Source organism: Pseudomonas sp. PS1(2021) (assembly GCF_020405165.1).
Classification (GTDB): Bacteria; Pseudomonadota; Gammaproteobacteria; order Pseudomonadales; family Pseudomonadaceae; genus Pseudomonas; species Pseudomonas aeruginosa.
This window is the reverse complement of the sequence record NZ_CP084484.1, coordinates 5,410,727-5,430,504: the sequence shown is the minus strand read 5'-3', so window position 1 is coordinate 5,430,504 and position 19,778 is coordinate 5,410,727. Positions and strand designations below refer to the sequence as shown.

General features: G+C 56.1%; 16 protein-coding genes and 3 pseudogenes. 11 read left to right on the top strand and 8 right to left on the bottom strand.

Annotated elements, in window-relative coordinates; genetic code table 11:
- The first annotated feature begins 30 nt into the window (after positions 1-30).
- The 11 genes and pseudogenes from pcaC to LE197_RS25845 all read left to right on the top strand — a co-directional run.
- A pseudogene (gene pcaC, locus LE197_RS25895) lies at positions 31-423 on the top strand (4-carboxymuconolactone decarboxylase).
- Positions 424-655: 232 nt separating this feature from the next.
- Positions 656-1,612 (top strand): AraC family transcriptional regulator, encoded by a 957-nt coding sequence (locus tag LE197_RS25890; RefSeq protein WP_226033740.1) that lies wholly within the window; start codon positions 656-658, stop codon positions 1,610-1,612.
- A 184-nt stretch (positions 1,613-1,796) separates the two neighbouring features.
- Positions 1,797-3,158, top strand: coding sequence for a benzoate 1,2-dioxygenase large subunit (gene benA, locus LE197_RS25885; protein ID WP_226033739.1), 1,362 nt, complete (start codon positions 1,797-1,799; stop codon positions 3,156-3,158).
- A complete protein-coding gene (benB, locus tag LE197_RS25880) occupies positions 3,159-3,647 on the top strand; it encodes a benzoate 1,2-dioxygenase small subunit (protein WP_226033738.1) in 489 nt (162 codons plus the stop codon). It begins immediately after the preceding gene.
- Positions 3,648-3,728: 81 nt separating this feature from the next.
- Positions 3,729-4,739: a benzoate 1,2-dioxygenase electron transfer component BenC gene (gene benC, locus LE197_RS25875; protein WP_226033737.1), complete on the top strand. Its 1,011-nt coding sequence runs from the start codon at positions 3,729-3,731 to the stop codon at positions 4,737-4,739.
- 31 nt (positions 4,740-4,770) lie between these two features.
- Positions 4,771-5,535: a 1,6-dihydroxycyclohexa-2,4-diene-1-carboxylate dehydrogenase gene (locus tag LE197_RS25870; protein ID WP_226033736.1), complete on the top strand. Its 765-nt coding sequence runs from the start codon at positions 4,771-4,773 to the stop codon at positions 5,533-5,535.
- Between the two features lie 64 nt (positions 5,536-5,599).
- On the top strand, positions 5,600-6,940 hold the full coding sequence (locus LE197_RS25865) for an MFS transporter (RefSeq protein ID WP_226033735.1): 1,341 nt from the start codon (positions 5,600-5,602) through the stop codon (positions 6,938-6,940).
- Between the two features lie 28 nt (positions 6,941-6,968).
- Entirely contained in the window at positions 6,969-8,090 is a 1,122-nt protein-coding gene (locus LE197_RS25860; RefSeq protein WP_226033734.1) for a muconate cycloisomerase family protein, read from the top strand.
- 16 nt (positions 8,091-8,106) lie between these two features.
- Complete coding sequence (gene catC, locus LE197_RS25855) at positions 8,107-8,397, top strand: muconolactone Delta-isomerase (protein WP_226033733.1); 291 nt, start codon at positions 8,107-8,109, stop codon at positions 8,395-8,397.
- Positions 8,398-8,427: 30 nt separating this feature from the next.
- A complete protein-coding gene (gene catA, locus LE197_RS25850) occupies positions 8,428-9,354 on the top strand; it encodes a catechol 1,2-dioxygenase (RefSeq protein WP_226033732.1) in 927 nt (308 codons plus the stop codon).
- 58 nt (positions 9,355-9,412) lie between these two features.
- Positions 9,413-9,676 (top strand): annotated as a pseudogene (locus LE197_RS25845) (RND family transporter); the annotation flags it as partial.
- Here the strand turns inward: LE197_RS25845 and LE197_RS25840 are convergent.
- The 8 genes and pseudogenes from LE197_RS25840 to LE197_RS25805 all read right to left on the bottom strand — a co-directional run.
- Positions 9,661-10,044 (bottom strand): annotated as a pseudogene (locus tag LE197_RS25840) (transposase); the annotation flags it as partial. The pseudogenes LE197_RS25845 and LE197_RS25840 overlap by 16 nt on opposite strands.
- A 93-nt stretch (positions 10,045-10,137) precedes the next feature.
- The gene (locus LE197_RS25835; protein ID WP_226033731.1) at positions 10,138-10,893 is read right to left on the bottom strand and encodes a chalcone isomerase family protein; all 756 of its coding nucleotides are present in this window, start codon (positions 10,891-10,893) and stop codon (positions 10,138-10,140) included.
- Positions 10,894-11,169: 276 nt separating this feature from the next.
- Complete coding sequence (locus tag LE197_RS25830) at positions 11,170-12,978, bottom strand: sigma-54-dependent Fis family transcriptional regulator (protein WP_226033730.1); 1,809 nt, start codon at positions 12,976-12,978, stop codon at positions 11,170-11,172.
- A gap of 226 nt (positions 12,979-13,204) precedes the next feature.
- Positions 13,205-14,509 (bottom strand): MFS transporter, encoded by a 1,305-nt coding sequence (locus LE197_RS25825; RefSeq protein ID WP_226033729.1) that lies wholly within the window; start codon positions 14,507-14,509, stop codon positions 13,205-13,207.
- A 102-nt stretch (positions 14,510-14,611) separates the two neighbouring features.
- Positions 14,612-15,454, bottom strand: a complete 843-nt coding sequence (locus tag LE197_RS25820) for an alpha/beta fold hydrolase (protein ID WP_226033728.1) — start codon at positions 15,452-15,454, stop codon at positions 14,612-14,614.
- Between the two features lie 42 nt (positions 15,455-15,496).
- Positions 15,497-16,636, bottom strand: a complete 1,140-nt coding sequence (locus LE197_RS25815; RefSeq protein WP_226033727.1) for an OmpP1/FadL family transporter — start codon at positions 16,634-16,636, stop codon at positions 15,497-15,499.
- A gap of 93 nt (positions 16,637-16,729) precedes the next feature.
- Entirely contained in the window at positions 16,730-17,848 is a 1,119-nt protein-coding gene (locus LE197_RS25810; RefSeq protein WP_226033726.1) for an NAD(P)-dependent alcohol dehydrogenase, read from the bottom strand.
- Between the two features lie 22 nt (positions 17,849-17,870).
- A complete protein-coding gene (locus LE197_RS25805) occupies positions 17,871-19,340 on the bottom strand; it encodes a benzaldehyde dehydrogenase (protein ID WP_226033725.1) in 1,470 nt (489 codons plus the stop codon).
- Between the last annotated feature and the right edge of the window lie 438 nt (positions 19,341-19,778).

The following is a 19,778-nucleotide window of genomic DNA, read 5'->3' as shown; positions in this document are numbered from 1 at the left end:
GGTGCGCCTTGCCGCACCCTGGAGCCGAAGATGGATGAGAAACAACGCTACGAAGCCGGCATGCAGGTACGCCGCGCGGTACTCGGCGACGCCCATGTCGACCGCAGCCTGCAGCACCTGACGCCGTTCAATGAAGAGTTCCAGGAAATGATCACCCGGCATGCCTGGGGTGATATCTGAACTCGCCCCGGCCTGCCGCGCCACACCCGCAGCCTGATCACCATCACCATGCTGATCGGCATGAACCGCGAAGGCGAACTGCGCCTGCACCTCAAGGCAGCGAAGAACAACGGCGTGACCCGCGACGAGATCAAGGAAGTGCTGATGCAGAGCGCGATCTACTGCGGCATTCCGGCGGCCAATGCCACCTTCCACCTGGCCGAGGAGGTGTGGGACGAGATGGGGGTGGAGTCGCTTCTCTAGATCTGTGGGATATTCAGCTAAAAACGTACTAAGTGGTGTCTACGTATGGGCCTGCCTCGTTAGATACTTGAAAATGGTGGTGCATCGTACGGGTTCTACCCCGTTAGCACGGACACTTTCGAGTGTGACCGTCTATCCCCAGCCATCGCGACAATGCCTGAAGTAGCGTAGGCTTAAACAGTAATCAGTCCGCCAGAGAGCGGCACCAAATAACTACAAGAGTGCCTTGCCCATGGAGCATCGCCTGCTGAGCGAGCGCAGCGCGGTATTCTACCGTGCCGACCCCTATGCTGTGTCCGACTATGTGAACCAGCATGTCGGTCAGCATTCCATCGGTCTGTCTAAGAGCACCCATCCTCAGGCCAGTCTCAATCACCGCAAGTTTGCCGACCTCGATCTGTGCCGTATCAGCTATGGTGGCAGCGTGCGGGTTACGTCCCCAGCTCTGGAAACTATCTATCACCTGCAGGTACTGCTGCGTGGTAGTTGCCTGTGGCGCGGGTACAAGCAGGAACATTACTTGGTGCCGGGCGAGTTGCTGCTGATAAATCCCGACGACCCTGTCGACCTGACCTATTCCAAGGATTGCGAGAAATTCATCCTCAAGGTGCCGGTAAGGGTGCTTGAGGGCGTGTGCGATGAGCAGCGCTGGCAGCGTCCCGGCAGTGGCGTGCGCTTCCTGCGCAACCAGTATCGACTGGAGGAGCTGGAAGGTTTCATCGGTTTGCTGGCAATGATCTGTCAGGAGGCCGAGGTCGGTGAGCCGCTGTTGCGGGTGCAGGAGCATTACACCCAGATCGTCGGCAGCAAGCTGCTTTCTTTGATGCAGACCAACATTCGCCGCGAGGCGCTGAACTCGCCCAGTGTCAGCTTCGAGCGTATCCTTGATTACATCGAACGCAACCTAAAGCAGGATTTGTCTAGCGAGCACCTGGCTGAGCAGGCTAGCATAAGCCTGCGTTCCTTCTATGCCTTGTTCGAGCGCCAGCTGGGCGTGACGCCTAAGCAGTACATCCGCCAGCGCAAGCTGGAGCGTATCCATACCTGCCTGAGCGACCCGAACTGCATGGTACGCAACCTCACCGAATTGGCGCTGGACTACGGCTTTCTGCACCTGGGGCGTTTCTCGGAAAACTATCGCCAGCAGTACGGCGAGCTTCCCTCCGACACCCTCAAGCGCCGCACCTGAGTCCTATCTATCGATGTGCAGCTGCTTTTGTGGCGGCCCGTATCCGCTTTAGTTGAAACATCTTGAAGCATTCAGTGCGCGAGGCTGCACAAAACGGATAGCGATCTGCACAGAGCGGATATTGCCCGTCAGTTCCAGGCCATAGCCTTCATACCGTTGACACAATAACAACGGAGCCATGGCGATGAACCTGGGACTCGACTACCTGAACGGCCTGCTGCAAGAAGACAAAGAGCAGGGCATTTTCCGCTGTAAGCGGGAAATGTTCACCGACCCGCGCCTGTTCGACCTGGAGATGCAACACATCTTCGAAGGCAACTGGCTGTACCTGGCCCACGAAAGCCAGATCCCGCAAAACAACGACTACTACACCACCCACATGGGGCGCCAGCCGATCTTTATCGCGCGCAACAAGGAGGGTGAGCTCAACGCCTTTATCAACGCCTGCAGCCACCGCGGCGCCATGCTCTGCCGCTTCAAGAGCGGCAACAAGGCCACCTACACCTGCCCGTTCCATGGCTGGACCTTCAACAACAGCGGCAAGCTGCTCAAGGTCAAGGATCCCAAGGAAGCCGGCTACCCGGACAGCTTCGACTGCGACGGCTCTCACGACCTGAAGAAGGTCGCCCGCTTCGAATCCTACCGTGGCTTCCTGTTCGGCAGCCTGCGTGAAGACGTGGCGCCGCTTGAGGATTTCCTCGGCGAGTCGAAGAAGATCATCGATATGATCTGCGATCAGTCCAGCGAAGGCCTGGAAGTGCTGCGTGGCTCCAGCACCTATGTGTATGAGGGCAACTGGAAGCTGCAGGCCGAGAACGGCGCCGACGGCTACCACGTCACCGCCGTGCACTGGAACTACGCCGCCACCCAGCAGCAGCGCAAGCTGAAAGAAGCCGGCGACGACATCCGCGCCATGAGCGCTGGCGGCTGGGGCAAGAAGGGCGGCGGTTTCTACTCCTTCGAGAACGGTCACCTGCTGCTCTGGACTCGCTGGGACAATCCCGAGGACCGTCCGCTGTTCGCCGACCGCGAGCGCCTGGCCGCCGAGTTCGGCGAGGCTCGCGCCGACTGGATGATTGGCCATTCGCGCAACCTCTGCCTGTACCCCAACCTGTACCTGATGGACCAGTTCGGCTCGCAGTTGCGCGTGGCCCGGCCGCTGTCGGTCGACAAGACCGAAGTGACCATCTATTGCATCGCGCCGAAAGGCGAGTGCAGCGAGGCCCGCGCCCGCCGCATCCGCCAGTACGAAGACTTCTTCAACGTCTCCGGCATGGCTACCCCCGATGACCTGGAAGAGTTCCGTGCCTGCCAGCAGGGCTTCGCCGGCCGCGCTATGGAATGGAACGACATGTCCCGTGGGGCCAAGCACTGGGTCGACGGCGCCGACGAGTCGGCCAAGGAAATCGACCTGCACCCGCTGATGAGCGGCGTGCGCACCGAAGACGAAGGCCTGTTCGTGCTGCAGCACCACTACTGGCAGCAGCAGATGATCGAGGCGCTGCAGAAGCAGCAGGACCAGCTGATCCACGTGGAGGGCGCGTAAATGAGCCTGACCTATGACGCCGTGCGCGACTTCCTCTACCGCGAGGCGCGCTACCTGGACGACAAGCAGTGGGACGAGTGGCTGGAGCTGTACGCGCCGGACGCCGAGTTCTGGATGCCAGCCTGGGACGACAAGGACGAACTGGTGGAAAACCCGCAGACCGAGATCTCGCTGATCTGGTACGGCAACCGCAGTGGCCTTGAAGACCGCGTGTTCCGCATCCGCACCGAGCGCTCCAGCGCCACCATTCCGGATACCCGTACTTCGCACAACATCAACAACATCGAGATCGTCGAGCAGGGCGATGGGCTGACCAAGGTGCGCTTCAACTGGCACACCCTGAGCTTTCGCTACAAGACCGTCGACCACTTCTACGGCACCAGCTTCTACACCCTCGATACGCGTGGCGAGAACCCGCTGATCAAGGCCAAAAAGGTGATCCTGAAGAACGACTACGTGCGCCAGGTCATCGACGTTTACCACATCTAAATCCGCTGCAGGTTGCCGGCGGGAGCCACTAGCTTCCGTCACGGGCCGCTGCACGTTGAATACTGCTTAGCGAGGTGCGCCATGAGCCACAAGATCGCCCTTAATTTCGAAGACGGGGTGACCCGCTTTATCGACGCCAAGGTCGGCGAAACCGTGGCCGATGCCGCCTACCGCCAGGGCATCAACATCCCGCTGGATTGCCGCGACGGCGCCTGCGGCGCCTGCAAGTGCTTCGCCGAAGGCGGCCAGTACGACCTGGGCGACGACTATATCGAGGACGCCCTGAGCCAGGCCGAGGCCGAGCAGGGCTACGTGCTGACCTGCCAGATGCGCGCCGAGAGCGACTGCGTGATCCGCGTGCCGGCTGCAAGCGACCTGTGCAAGACCCAGCAGGCCAGCTTCGAGGCGGCCATCAGCGCGGTGCGCAAATTGAGCGACAGCACCATCGCCCTGTCGATCAAGGGCGAGGCGCTCAATCAGCTGGCCTTCCTGCCGGGCCAGTACGTCAACCTCAAGGTGCCGGGCAGCGAGCAGACCCGCGCCTACTCGTTTAGCAGCCTGCCGAAGGACGGGGAGGTCAGCTTTCTGATCCGTAACGTGCCGGGCGGGCTGATGAGTAGCTTCCTCACCGGCCTGGCGAAGGCCGGCGACAGCATGACCCTGGCCGGCCCGCTGGGCAGCTTCTATCTGCGCGAGATCAAGCGGCCGTTGCTGCTGCTGGCCGGTGGCACGGGCCTGGCGCCCTTCACCGCGATGCTGGAGAAGATCGCCGAGCAGGGCAGCGGCCATCCCCTGCACCTGATCTACGGGGTGACCAACGACTTCGACCTGGTGGAAATGGACAGGCTCGAGGCCCTGGCCGCGTGCATCCCCAACTTCAGCTACAGCGCCTGCGTGGCCAACCCGGACAGCCAGTACCCGCATAAGGGCTACGTCACCCAGCACATCGAGCCCAAGCACCTCAACGATGGCGAAGTGGACATCTACCTGTGCGGCCCGCCGCCGATGGTCGAGGCCGTCAGCCAGTTTATCCGCGAGCAGGGCATCGCCCCGGCCAATTTCTACTACGAGAAGTTCGCCGCGTCGGCCTGAGGCGGACGCACCATTGAGTGAGGTGGGCATGATGAACAAACGATTCCAAGACAAGGTCGCCGTGGTCACCGGCGCCGCCCAGGGCATCGGCCGCCGGGTCGCCGAGCGGCTGCTGGAGGAGGGCGCACAGGTGGTCGCGGTGGACCGCTCCGAGCTGGTCTTTGAGCTGGCCGAGCAGCCCGGCGTGCTGTGCCTGACCGCCGACCTGGAGCAGGCCGGCGACTGCCAGAGCGTGATGCAGGCGGCTGTCGAGCGCTTCGGTCGCCTCGACATCCTGATCAACAACGTCGGCGGCACCATCTGGGCCAAGCCGTTCGAGCACTACGAAACCCAGCAGATCGAGGCCGAGGTGCGCCGCTCGCTGTTCCCCACCTTGTGGTGCTGCCACGCCGCGCTGCCGCACATGCTGGAGCAGGGCAGCGGCGCCATCGTCAACGTCTCCTCCATCGCCACCCGCGGGGTCAACCGCGTGCCCTACGGCGCGGCCAAGGGCGGGGTCAACGCGCTGACCGCCTGCCTGGCGTTCGAGACTGCCGAGCGCGGCATCCGCGTCAACGCCACCGCTCCCGGCGGCACCGAGGCGCCGCCACGGCGCATCCCGCGCAACAGCGCCGCGCCGAGCGAGCAGGAACAGGGCTGGTACCAGCAGATAGTCACGCAGACCCTCGAAAGCAGCCTGATGAAGCGCTACGGCAGCATCGACGAACAGGTCGGCGCCATCCTTTTTCTCGCCTCGGACGAGGCCTCCTATATCACCGGCGTGACCTTGCCGGTGGGTGGAGGCGACCTGGGCTGAGCACGAACCCTCCCACCGTTGCAATGCAGTGTCGACAACAAAAACAACAGAGAAAACCGATGCCATGCGACAGATAGACGTACACCAAGTCATCGACAACGCAGGCTTTAGCCGCTTTCACTGGATGGTCATGGCGCTCTGCGCGCTGTTGCTGATCTTCGACGGCTACGACCTGTTCATCTACGGCGTGGTGCTGCCGGCGATCATGCAGGAGTGGGGGCTGACCCCACTGCAGGCCGGCGCCCTGGGCAGTTATGCGCTGTTCGGCATGATGTTCGGTGCCCTGTGCTTCGGCACCCTGGCCGACAAGATCGGGCGCAAGAAAAGCATTGCGATCTGCTTCGCGCTGTTCTCCAGCGCCACCATCATCAACGGCTTCGCCAGCAACCCCAGCGAGTTCGGTATCTGCCGTTTCCTCGCTGGTCTCGGTTGCGGTGGCCTGATGCCCAATGCCGTGGCGCTGATGAATGAATATGCGCCCAAGCGCCTGCGCAGCACCCTGGTGGCCATCATGTTCAGCGGCTACTCGGTGGGCGGCATGCTAGCGGCGGGCGTCGGCATCTATATGCTGCCGCGCTTTGGCTGGGAGTCGATGTTCTTCGCCGCCGCCGTGCCGCTGCTGCTGTTGCCGCTGATCTTCTGGCTGCTGCCGGAGTCGGTCGGTTTCCTGGTGCGTCAGGGCCGTCATGAGCAGGCTCGCGCGGTGCTGAACAAGGTCGAGCCCGGCCTGCAACTCGATGAAACGGCCCATCTGCATATAAGCGAGACCAAGGGCAAGGGCGTAGCCATGTTCGAGCTGTTCCGCGACGGCCGCGCGCTGCGCACCCTGTGCCTGTGGCTGGCGTTCTTCTGCTGCCTGCTGATGGTCTACGCGCTGAGTTCCTGGCTGCCCAAGCTGATGGCCAACGCCGGCTACAGCCTGGGTTCCAGCCTGTCGTTCCTGCTCGCCCTGAACTTCGGCGGCATGGCCGGTGCCATCCTCGGCGGCTGGCTGGGCGACCGCTTTAACCTGAGCAAGGTGATGGTCGGCTTCTTCGTCGCCGCCGCCGTGTCGATCAGCCTGCTCGGCTTCAAGAGCCCAACACCGCTGCTGTACGGCCTGATCTTCATCGCCGGCGCCACCACCATCGGCACGCAGATCCTGCTGTATGCCGGCGCCGCGCAGTTCTACGGCCTGTCGATCCGCTCCACCGGCCTCGGCTGGGCCTCGGGCATCGGCCGCAACGGCGCCATAGTCGGGCCGCTGCTGGGTGGCGCGCTGATGGGCATCAACCTGCCGCTGCAACTGAACTTCATGGCCTTTGCCATCCCCGGCGCCATTGCCGCCATCGCCATGAGCCTGTTCGCCATCAGCGCCAAGCGCAGGCAGAGCGCGGTCGGCGAGCTGGTCGGCGCCAAGGCCTGAGCCTTAACCGTCTAACTGGAAGAGTGAAATGAGCCAAGTCCTGATCGAAAGCGTGTCGGCGGTAATCGTCGACCTGCCGACCATCCGCCCGCACAAGCTGGCGATGCACACCATGCAGCAGCAGACCCTGGTGGTGATCCGCGTGCGCTGCAGCGACGGCCTCGAAGGCATCGGCGAGTCGACTACCATCGGTGGCCTGGCCTATGGCAACGAGAGCCCGGAGAGCATCAAGCAGAACATCGACAGCCACCTCGGCCCGCTGCTGGTCGGTCAGGACGCGGCCAATATCAATGCCGTCATGCTGCGCTTGGACAAGGCGGCCAAGGGCAACACCTTCGCCAAGTCCGGCCTGGAAAGCGCACTGCTCGACGCTCAGGGCAAGCGTCTCGGCCTGCCGGTCAGTGAACTGCTCGGCGGCCGCGTACGCGACAGCCTGGAAGTGGCCTGGACATTGGCCTCAGGCGACACCGCCAAGGACATCGCAGAGGCCGAGCAGATGCTCGATCTGCGCCGCCACCGCATCTTCAAGCTGAAGATCGGCGCCAACCCGGTGAGCCAGGATCTCAAACACGTCATCGCCATCAAACAAGCCTTGGGCGAGCGTGCCAGCGTGCGCGTCGACGTCAACCAGTACTGGGACGAGTCCCAGGCCATCCGCGCCTGCCAGGTGCTGGGCGACAACGGCATCGACCTGATCGAACAGCCCATTTCGCGGATCAACCGGGCCGGGCAGGTGCGCCTCAACCAGCGCAGCCCGGCGCCGATCATGGCCGACGAATCGATCGAGAGCGTGGAAGACGCCTTCAGCCTGGCCGCCGACGGCGCCGCCAGCATCTTCGCCCTGAAGATCGCCAAGAACGGTGGCCCGCGCGCTGTGCTGCGCACCGCGCAGATCGCCGAAGCGGCCGGTATCGCCCTGTACGGCGGAACCATGCTCGAAGGCGCCATCGGCACCCTGGCCTCGGCCCATGCTTTCGTCACCCTGCGCCAGCTGACCTGGAGCACCGAGCTGTTCGGCCCGCTGCTGCTGACCGAAGAAATCGTCACCGAGGCGCCGGTCTACCGAGACTTCGCCCTGCAGGTGCCGCGCACCCCGGGCCTCGGCCTGACTCTGGACGAAGAGCGCCTGGTGTTCTTCACCCGCAAGTAGAACGGAGGAAATCCCCATGCTGTTCCACGTAAAGATGACTGTGAAGCTGCCGGTGGAAATGGACCCGGCCAAGGCTGCCCAGCTCAAGGCCGACGAGAAGGAACTGGCCCAGGGCCTGATGCGCGAAGGCAAGTGGCGCCACCTGTGGCGCATCGCCGGGCACTACGCCAACTACAGCGTATTCGACGTGGCAAGCGTCGAGGCCCTGCACGACACCCTGCTGCAGCTGCCGCTGTTCCCCTACATGGATATCGAAATCGACGGCGTCTGCCGCCACCCCTCGTCGATTCACAGCGACGACCGCTAAGCCCCGACAACAACAAGCGAGGAAATCATCATGACCGTCAAAGTTAGCCACACTGCCGAAGTCCAGGACCTGTTCAAGGAGGCCGCCGGCCTCAACAACGACCAGGGCAGCCCACGGGTCAAGCAGATCATGCTGCGCATCATCAATGACGCGGCGAAGATCATCGAAGACCTGGAAATCAGCGACGACGAATTCTGGAAGGCGGTGGCCTACCTCAACCGCCTGGGCGGGCGTAACGAAGTCGGCCTGCTGGTGCCGGGCCTGGGTCTGGAGCATTTCCTCGATCTGCTGCAGGACGCCAAGGACGCCCAGGTCGGTCTCACCGGCGGCACCCCGCGCACCATCGAGGGCCCGCTCTACGTGGCCGGTGCACCGCTGGTTGAAGGCGAGGCGCGGATGGACGATGGCACTGAGCTGGACCAGGCCACCGTGATGTTCCTCGAAGGCGTGGTGCGCGACACCGACGGCCAGCCGGTTGCTGGCGCCGTGGTCGACCTTTGGCACGCCAACACCCAGGGCAACTACTCCTACTTCGACAAGAGCCAGAGCGCCTACAACCTGCGCCGGCGCATCGTCACCGACGCCGAGGGCCGCTACCGGGCCCGCAGCATCGTGCCGTGCGGCTACGGCTGCGCCCCGGACGGCCCGACCCAGGAATGCCTGGACCTGCTCGGCCGCCACGGCCAGCGCCCGGCGCATATCCACTTCTTCATCTCCGCGCCGGGTCATCGGCACCTGACCACTCAGATCAACCTGGCCGGTGAGAAGTACCTGTGGGACGACTTCGCCTACGCCACCCGCGACGGCCTGGTCGGTGAAGTGCAGTTCCGCGAGGACGGCGCGCGTGGTATGCCGGGGCGCTATGCCGAATTGAACTTCGACTTCCAGTTGCAGAAAGCCTGGGTGCTAGCTGCCGAGCAGCGTAGCCAGCGCCCGCGAGCTCTACAGGAAGCCTGAGTCGCGACGGGCCGCCGCAGTGGCGGCCCGCATACCGTGACAAGAGCGCGTCGGATACCGCCGCGGCGAAATCTACGACTCACAGTACTTGCAAGTGCTGCAATCGTTGAGTGATGAGATTTATCTGCTGCCAGGTGTCGATAGCGCTTAGAAGTCATTATGGACTCCTGCTACATGGACTCCTGCTACGCGCTGGGCTTCGGTTACCGAGGACGGTATCGATGGCGGTCCAGTGATTCCGGAAAACTACGATGGCTCGGCCGCCTCCCTTGCCGAGCTGCGCCGTAACGTACAGCTCTCTAATGAGATCTCACGTACGGTCATGCCGCGGGCATACAGCGAGAGGATCTTGTCGTCGAAGCCCGCCCAACGGGTTTGGTTCTTCTCGACGATCTGCGGCTCGAAAGTCCCATGACGATCGCGGGGTATCTCGATGGGCAGCTCACCGAACTCGCCCTTGAGCTTCTTGCGGCTGAAGCCGTAGCGGGTATTGCCAGCTAGGTTGCTGGCCGGCTGATGTTTGTCGTGGCCCAAGTGATGGGTCAGTTCGGCATCCAGCGCACGCTCGACCAGCTTCTTGGTCAACTGCTTGAGGATGCCTTCTGCGCCGATTAGGTCTTCAGGTTTCTGGTAGTTAGCCAGGAGCTGATCCAGTAACTCGTCGGTGATGGGGTGTTTCGTCTTGATCATGGCGTCCCCGGTTCGGAGCGACGGTGTCGCTCATGAGCCGGTTACACAAAAAATCGTACACCCTCGCCGCTGGATCGAGTCTGACCATTCTGATTAAGGGGATCCGAGTAGTCGACTTTTAATCAGCCTACTTGTCGGGCGCGGACCGAGCCACTGCGTCAGAAAGGATGCGATAAAGACCTTGCCTTCCACAGTGCCTAGAGGAATCCCATTCATAGAAATTTGGGTGCCAATCTTTGGGGTATAAGAAAATACCGCAGTATCTCCAGCTGTAAATCCGGAACCAGGAGCAAGTGACATGAGTTTATTGAGGTCTGGCAATAAAGCTTGAAGTTGGTTTTTTTCTAAATTAACAAATAAATCTTCAAGCAATATTGTTCGAGCCCTTTGCGTGCTCATGTCCATGCTAAAACGAATAACCACAGCTCGATCCGTGTCAGAATTAACTATTTCTACAGCATTATCAGAATGCTTAAATAAATATAGCGCGACTGCGTACTGAGAAACTCCACTAAGGGATTTTCTTTCGGCGACACCATTGAGGACCAGCTGTTTGGTAGAAGAAGAAAACAGATTCGGGAATGGCGAGGGGGCAGGGTCGGCACTAGCGGTACCACTAAATGCAATGGCCACTAATGTGGTGACAGCCAAGCAGTACACGTAGCAAACGCCGATCACATTCATCAATCTATGGTGTAACGAGGCTTGATTAGGGCTGGTTAGATGAGTGAATGGCCTTCGATAAATCGAGGTGATAACCTTTGCAGCTACCGCAGAATCGATAGAACTAATCATAATATTATCTTTTTTGTATTGTTTATAGTTAGCCAGAATGAAATCTAGCAACATTGGCAAGCGAAAACCATGCCAACAAAGGGGCGGGGCTAGAGTTGCGCAGAGGTTATGCGGAGGCGGAGATCGTCCATTAATTGAACATATACGTCCAGGATATGGATATCGCGGTGACGACAAAGAAAAATCAAAAAACTTCGCTTCAGATTTCCTGAAGGCAAACGGTATTATATGGAACGGTTCAAGCCGGCTAGGATATTGGAAAAGCTAAAATGGCTTGGGTAGCCCAGCGTAAATGGGCAGAGAAAAGTCCCGCTGCCGGTTGACCTAGAGCTAAGAAGGCCGAATTTTCTTGTACAAAGTAGTACGAGATATGCCCAGTGCGCTCGCTGTAGCCGATATATTCCCATTATGGGAGCGCAAGGCTTGCTCAATAGTGCGTTGCTCCGCTGCAAGTAATGGAGGGAGCGTCTCAGCAACGGGGGAGGCCAAGCCAATTAAGTGTTCAGGCAAGACCTTTCCTTGATCTCCTGCTAACGCCGCAGCAAGTCGTATAACCTGCTCTAGCTCGCGAACATTTCCTCGCCACTCATTCGCTCTAAGTTGATCAAGGCATTGTACGTCGATATCATTAACTGAATACCGTAACAGAAGCGACTGGATTATATGGTCAATATCTTGCCGCTCACGCAATGCCGGCAGCTTAACCTGGAGACCGGAAAGGCGATAATACAAATCTTCTCTGAAACTTCGAGTGGAGATCATGTGCTCCAAGTCACAATGAGTTGCGCTAACTATATGCAAATTCAACGGCTTTGGTATGGAGCTTCCAAGTCGAGTGATCTGACGCTCCTGCAGAACCCTAAGTAACCGAGTTTGAAGGGAAATAGGCATATCACCGATTTCATCAAGTAGTAGCGTTCCGCCATTTGCTTCTTCAAACCGTCCTGCCGCCCCACCTTTCTTTCCACCCGTAAACGCCCCGTCGGTATAGCCAAACAACTCCGACTCGATCAAGCTCTCGGGAATAGCCGAACAGTTTATTGCAACGAACGGCGCCCCTGGAGTGCATGCATCGTGCAACGCTCGTGCAAATACTTCTTTGCCAGTACCACTCTCGCCTCGTAGCAAGACGGGTATACCAACCTTGAAGGCCTTTTGTGCAGCATCAAACTGTCGATTAAGAGAAGTATCCTGCCCCAAGGGTGTTTGGGACGAGCCTCTTCCAATAATTATGGTAGGTGTAGACGGTGCCTGAGAAATGGCATGAGCATAGATTCCTGAACCGTCAGTGAGTCGGATCAAACTAGGGGATCGCTGTGAAGCGGCTGAAAACGGTTCTACTTCAAAGTAGTTATCCCATCCAGAGAGTAAGCGGATATTCTCTTGAACTCCGAGTAGTTTCCGTGCTGTTGAGTTTGCAGCAACCAACCGTCCACGCGAGTCAATCGCGAGAAGTCCTTGAAAAGGAGTTCCGATCAAACGCGGGTCGTGCTGTACAGCGAGAATCTCGCAATCAGTTAATCCTGCATACAACCGGTTTTCTGCACCCATTGCTGCGATGCATAGTTGCTCAATAACTGCCTTTGTATTACGCTCGCCTAAACCAGTTATATCGAGCGCTCCGATCACATCTCCGTATACACCATGCACCGGAACAGACACACAGAAGAAATTATTGAACTCAGCAAGGTAATGCTGCCCGCCGCATATAACCGCAGGCTTGCCGTCAAGCAATGTGCAGCTTGGGGCGGTAGTGCCAATATCTTTTTCTTGAATTCGTCGTCCAATCCGAAGGCTATTTAGTGGCCCGACTTCCTCCGCATGTTGCGCATCAACAATGACCCCCTGCGTATTCATGCAAAATAACGTCCAAGACTTCCCTCCGAATGCGTGCCACAGGCGCTCTAGTTCGGGGCGAACACTGGCTTGGAGCTGAAAATCCAAATCATTCAACTCAAACTCCTGATCATCGCGGCCAGACAGACGCTGAGCCCAAGGGCTCAGGCCGGAATCGCGCGAACGGACCCATGAGCGAGCAACCGCCGGCGAAAGCAAGCCATCTGGAAGCGATTCGCCTTCAAATAAGCGGCGGCGTGCGATGTCTAAGGCTTGGAGATCGATCAACGGGTAGCCGTTCATAGGCATCACCTATTGCATGGAGAGGGAGTAAGACACTCTGATTCTCTTATTAACGGAGTTTAGGTTATGAGTCAAGTAATGCATTCACTTGGCAGATCAATGGATCCTGCAGGATTAGTTTAAAACTCTTTTTACGTCGTGTCAGCGCATTCAACTTAGTGATAACCATAAGATATATAATGTGTCCATCACGGCTCTTGAAAGTAGCTAAAAGAAAGCACTTAGGTTAGTGCTCAGCCTCTGGTTTGGGGACTAAGGTAGTTGCCAAAGCTGCCAGAAGAGTGCATATAGAAATTAACACCAAGTATGCGCCGACAGTTAGATAGCCTCCGATGAGAATGCCTCCAACAACTGGTCCTGATATTGCTCCGATTCGTCCCACACCTGAAGCGTAAGCAATGGCTGTCGACCTTAACGGAGCAGCATGGTTATGAGCAATTAAAATATAAACTAACGTTTGAGAACCTATTGTTGTTCCACCCAAGGCGATAACAAGAACATAAAGAAACTCCTTGCTTTCGACCTGGCTAATAAGTATCAAACAAAATGCACACACCACAAAGAATAGAGCCAATACTTTATCAGTTGAGAACTTGTCGCCAAGGATGCCGCCTAATACACCGCCAATGATTGCGCCGACATTCAGCATTACAAAGAACAAAATACTGGAATCAACAGCAAATCCGCGGGCGAGCATAATTTTCGGCAACCAATTTATGATTGAGTAAGCAACGAAAAGGCAGCCGAAGAAAATTATCCAGAAAATTAAAGTTGCGAATCGTCGCCGTTGACTGAATAGTTCCAGGGCGGAGTGCTGGTCGTGCTTTTGATGCCTGGAAATTACGACGCTGTTAATATCAGGTTTGTATTCTCCATTTGCATTTTTAAGCAGGGTGTTGACAGCGTCTAAGTCGCCCGAATGAATAAGTGAGTTGATGTCGGCTGGTACAATACTTAAAACAAAAGGGATAATTAACAGTTGGGCGCCACCTGCATAAAACAGTACGCGCCACCCATATTTCTCTGACAGAGACAGTCCGATAACGGAGGCGACAATTCCTCCAAAGGAATAGCCACTGACCATTATTGCTGTTAAGACGTTTTTTTGCTTGCGAGGCGAGTACTCGCTCATCGTCGATATTATACTCGGCATTAGCCCGCCGATTGCCAAGCCGGAGAGAACTCGTAACGCCGCAAATTCCTCGTAACCTGTGACCGTGCCTTGTATTAAGGAAGCTACACCCAGTACGAACAGGCAAAAGGCGATTGTATTTTTACTTCCCAGAGCGCGGGAGATGTACCCGAACGAGAAATCTCCAATCATCATCCCGACAAGAGCATAACTGCCGAGAAGGCCTGCCTGGAGAGTAGTAAGACCCCAGTCATGAATAAGAATCGGAAGTGCAACGCTGTAAGATAATAAATTATTTCCAGCAAAAGCCACTGCCAGGGTAGTGATCACTAGCAATTTATAATGGAAAAGACCTAGCCTTGCATTAAGTATGACTTCTTGCGCGACGATTTTATTCATAAAGTTCGCAGATAAAAAAGAAGCCGAACAGTTTCGGCTTCAAAGGGTGGAGCGACAACGGGTAACACAAAATACCCTAGTGGCTTTAAAGCATCGCCTTTGCTATCTAGAAACTTTCCACTCGCCAGGTATCTCTCCTAAGCGGGTTGCAAGTTGGGTTGCAATAATCCTGAGTGATGCAGCAAACTCCACTGGACGTTCCATGAATGGCAAATGATAGCCGGTGAATTCAGTCCATGGCAGACCTAGTTTCTCTGCAATAATTTGAGACGGACGAGCGTAGTGAAGTCCTCGATCCTCTCGGCCGGCCGCCATGATGAGCGGGAATTTCAGGTTGGCGAGTGCGTCAAAGTCAGGGATAAAGCTTCCCGAAGCCTCGAGTTCGTTATTAAAGAACTGATCAAAATTCCCAAATACACGTTGAGTGACATCAGCGGGCCACTCATATTGACCCTCACCTCGAACGCCAGAAACAAACTTTTGCGCCCCGGCGATATTCCCTTCTTTAATAGCGAACTCACGCAAGTCGTCAAAGTAACTCCGCATCGGGTCACCCTCTGGAAGTAGCTTCACAATCGGTGGTTCGTGCGCAATCATTCCATCCACTACTTCAGGATGATATTTGGCAAGAGCCAAACTAATAATCGCGCCGCCGCTATTACCGAAAACAATGGCTTTGCCGCCGGCGAGTTTTTTAATGACGTGATAGGCATCTTCTGCCTGCTTCTGGACCGTCATTTTAACATCGTAATTGCCAGTGCTTCGGGAGTTGCAGCGTCGATCATATGTGACGACTGTGAAGGTATCTGAGAGCATCTCAGCTACAGCCGAATAATATCCGGCATCCCCACCTGCGCCGCTAACCATAAGCAGCGCAGGGCCTTGGCCGTGAACTTCACAGTGAAGAACTGCGCCATCAGGGGTAACTACATTTTCTTTCCGCATTATTCAATCCTCTCTTCTTGTTTTGAAACTATGTGTTGCCGATCAAAATGATTTAGAGATCCCCAGTACAAAAAAGCCGTAGTTAACGTCTAAATTTGTTCCAGTGCTTTGGCCTGTGCCGCGCATCGAGCGTGGAATGTGGCGCTCAATGCCTCCTGCAATTTCATATCCTCCAGCGAGCTTGTAACTAGCGCCAAGGCCAAAGCTTTTGTTTGAAATTGCCGGGCCATTAAAATTGGCGTTTAAAAACTCTGAATCAATGATGTTGTCTGCATAGCTAAATCCGCCTCGCAAAGTCAAATCCCGGGTGACGTCGTATGAAACACCCGCACGCCAAACATTCTGATTCTTGTAGCCTCCGTTGTTTTTTTTGCTAAGAAAATCGACATCACTCCAGAAGATCCTCAAGTAGTCAGCAGCCACTGTTAATCTATCCGTTGGCTTGTATGCAAAGCCAATAGAGAACTGCTCTGCTAAGTCGTACCTGCCGCGCGCAGGTTCCAATAGATTATCTTTGTAATGATCAAATTCGCTCATTTTCGTTCGGGGCGTATACATTGATCCGATCGAAAGCTGCGGTGTTAAATCCCAGAGAAGTCCCAGGCGAACACCCAAGCCATGGGCGGTGTCTTTTTTATCATCAATACCAGGAACGCCCTTTGCTTGAAAAACTGAATAATTGAGCGTGGGGGAAATACCGATATAAACGCTGTCTCCAAACTTGCGAGTCAAAGTCGGAGCCAGTGTAATCTGAGTGGCATTTGCGAAAAAGTCATCGAGACCGGGAATAGGCAGCAACGGTTTATCGTAATCCGACAACATACCTGAGCCGTACATAGAAAGCCCGAAGGTTGTCCTGTCGTCGATTTGGTAATTAAACCCCATTTCAGGAAATGCTGTTGTCATATTTAGCGAGTTTTCATTATCCTCGCTTAAAAATGTGTTATGCGCAGTTCCTCTAAATACTCGGACGCCTAGATCTACCCGAGTCCCGACCTTTGCCATGCCTGCTGGGTTGTTTGCGGCTGCAATAGAGTCGAGCGGCAGGGCGGTACCAACACCCCCCATGGTTATATTCTTTATACCGTAGCCGGACATAACCGTGCCGTTGCTGGCTACAGCTTCGGTGGCAATAATCGCAGACAGGGCAATCAATGTGTTTTTAAGCTTACTCTGGCGCACATGAGTCTCCTATTTTTATTTTTGTTTTTAAAATTAACATTATCTTGAATCTATGGGCTTAAGCGACGGAAGAGTCCCGTCGCTTAACTGCACCTAACTGATTCTTAGTACCGGCTTTAAGGTGATACCTCTTTCGCTATCTTCAGCAGCTTGATTGATTTCTTCAAACGGATAGATCTTGATTAGCTTGTCGAAAGCAAATCGACCTTGAAGATACAGCTCTACGAGTTGCGGGATGAATTTCTGGGGCACGCTATCCCCTTCCACGATCCCGCGAATAGACTTACCGCCCAAAAGAAGATCATTCACATCGAACTCGGCGGTCGTCCCAAGTGGGGGGGCACCAACGACACCAAGGCAACCAAGCCCACCGAGCGAGTCGACCGCATTTCTCAAGACTTCTGGTCGACCGGTGGACTCCAGCGCAAAATTGACTCCGCCCTTGGTAATCACCCGGATTGCGTTTACCACATCCGTTTCTCGACTATTCACTGCATGCGTGGCGCCGAGTTCGAGAGCCAACTCGAGCCGAGAGGGCACGACATCGACGGCGATAATGGTCGATGCGCCTGCAACCTTTGCTGCCAGGACGGCGGAAAGGCCAACCGCACCCGCACCAAAGGCTGCAAAACTGCTACCAGCCGTGACTTTTAGGGAGTTGATAACAGCCCCTGCGCCTGTCTGAATTCCGCAACCCAACGGTCCAAGAAGCTCGATGGGTGCTTCTTTCGAAACCTTAATGGCATTGTTTTCACGACTCAGAGCAAAGGTGGCAAACGATGATTGAGCAAAGAAGTGGTCGTGCAATGGGGACCCGGAAGCGTCTTCAAGGGCGCACTGTCCATGCGGATCAGCTCCACTGAAGTTTCGCCCAAAAAACTCCTGACAGTACGAAGCATGACCACTGCCGCATGGAAGGCAGTGTCCACAGTATCCATAAGTCAGTACAACGTGATCTCCGACCTCCAACCCCTTCACGCTCGGTCCCACAGCCTCGACAACCCCTGCGCCTTCATGGCCCAGCACTGCCGGGAGAGGAACTGGATAGTACTGATCGCGGACGATCATGTCGGTGTGGCACATACCCGTGGCCACGATGCGCACCAGTACCTCATCGTTCTGGGGCGCTCGAATGCGGGCAGATTCGATGACGAAAGGTGCACCTTTGCTACGTGTTACGGCAGCTTTAATTTCACGAAAGGCAGCGCTCATTTGTAGTTGTTCTCCTGGCCCATTAGAGAGGATAAGCAGGCGCATCACCCTTGAGGGTTAGCCACTGCCATTGGGTGTACTCTTCCCAATTGGCGACGCCGCCAAGGCTCGTTCCGTTGCCGGAGGCGCCAACGCCCCCGAAAGGATTGACCACCTCGTCATTCACCGTTTGGTCATTGATATGCAGAAGCCCGGTTCGCAGTTGCTCGCCTAGTTTAAGTGCGCGTCCAACGTCCTTAGAGATGATTGCAGCTGACAGACCATAGTCAGTGTCATTCGCAAGGCGAACAGCGTCTACGTCGGAGTCGAACGGGACGACCACGGCGACGGGACCGAAGATTTCTTCATGGAAAGCTGGATTGTTCGGTTGCACGCCGCTGAGCACCGTTGGCTGGAAGAAAAGACCTTCGTAGCTTCCGCCTACCTCCAGCTTGGCACCTGCCTTTACTGAATCGATGACTGCCCGATGAGCGTGATCTCGTTGTTGTGCATTGATCAGTGGTCCGAGAGCGACACCAGCGTCGGTCGGGTTACCAACCGATAGGGTACGGGCCTTCTCAATTAACCGGTCGAGGAAGCTCTGATAGATACCCCGCTGAACAAGAACCCGCCCTGTGGACATGCATATTTGCCCTTGGTGGAGATAAACTCCCCAAGTTGCATTTCGCAGTGCGATTTCTAAATCTGCATCATCCAGAATAATTAATGAATTCTTTCCACCGAGTTCAAGTGATACTTTTTTCAGATGTCGGCCTGCGGCTTCTCCAACCTTGCGGCCTGCGCCGGTTGAGCCAGTAAATTGGATCATTGCGATGTTGGAGTCGCTAACGAGTGCTTCACCGGCATCTGCTTGTCCAGGCAGTACATGTAGGACACCTTTCGGTAAACCCGCTAACTCAAAGATCCGAGCTATGGCAAACCCACCGCAGACTGCTGTGCGCGGATCCGGCTTAAGTACAACGCTGTTTCCAAGAGCTAATGCTGGAGCAACAGCGCGCATCGCTAAGTAAAGGGGGAAATTAAAAGGTGATATGACACCGATTACACCTAGAGGACGCCTGCGGGCGATGCTTAGCCTTCCTGCAGTAGACGGAAGAACTTCACCTTGACTTCGGGAAGGAAGTGCCGAGCTTTCGTAGAGTGCCTTAATGCTTAGACTGACCTCAAAAGCTGCCTTGGCTTGTACGGAACCGCTTTCACGAATGATCCAGCCAACTATTTCATCGAAGTAGTTTTCGGCAATTTGTGCAGCCTTACGCAGCACCGAAGAGCGTTCATCATACGACAATCCATACCAGCTGGCCTGCGCCGCACGAGCTGCTCGATTAGAAGCTGCGACAACGTTGGCGTCAGCCAGGGCGATACGACCAAGGGAGTTACCGGTCGCGGGCTCAATTACATCCATTGGTGATAGCGGACTAGTCACCCAATCCCCATTGAATAGGCGCTCTTGCCATAGATTTAAAGGCAGCAGCGAAGAACTTCCGCTCATTAATCAGATCCTCTTGTTGTGTTTTCGTATTTCATCGGCTGCATGTGCGGCAAGTTGTCTTAAGCAAGGGTTATGCCAGGCCTTGATCTGGGCGTCTTATCGACTGAGCAGTGGCGATGTCCGACAATGACCAGCATCTGAATACGATAATCGCGGGGTTTGAGTGTTCACTATCTGGACACATCTGTTCTATAAGTGGACAAATAGCGTTTGCACTGAGCGGCTGGGTAATGCGGTAGGGCTCAGAGACCACTGGAATACTATTTCAATAGACCAGCAGAAGCCTGTTTGGAGTTTCCTTAGCCCGGCTCACGGATTGTGCTGGCTCTTACCGTTTCGTCGTTGCTTCATCTCCGTATACCAATGTCCCCTGGTTGCAGCAGGAAACTCGATCATCCCCAGACTGCGTCCTTGTCCGTATCTTGGAGGCTTATGTGG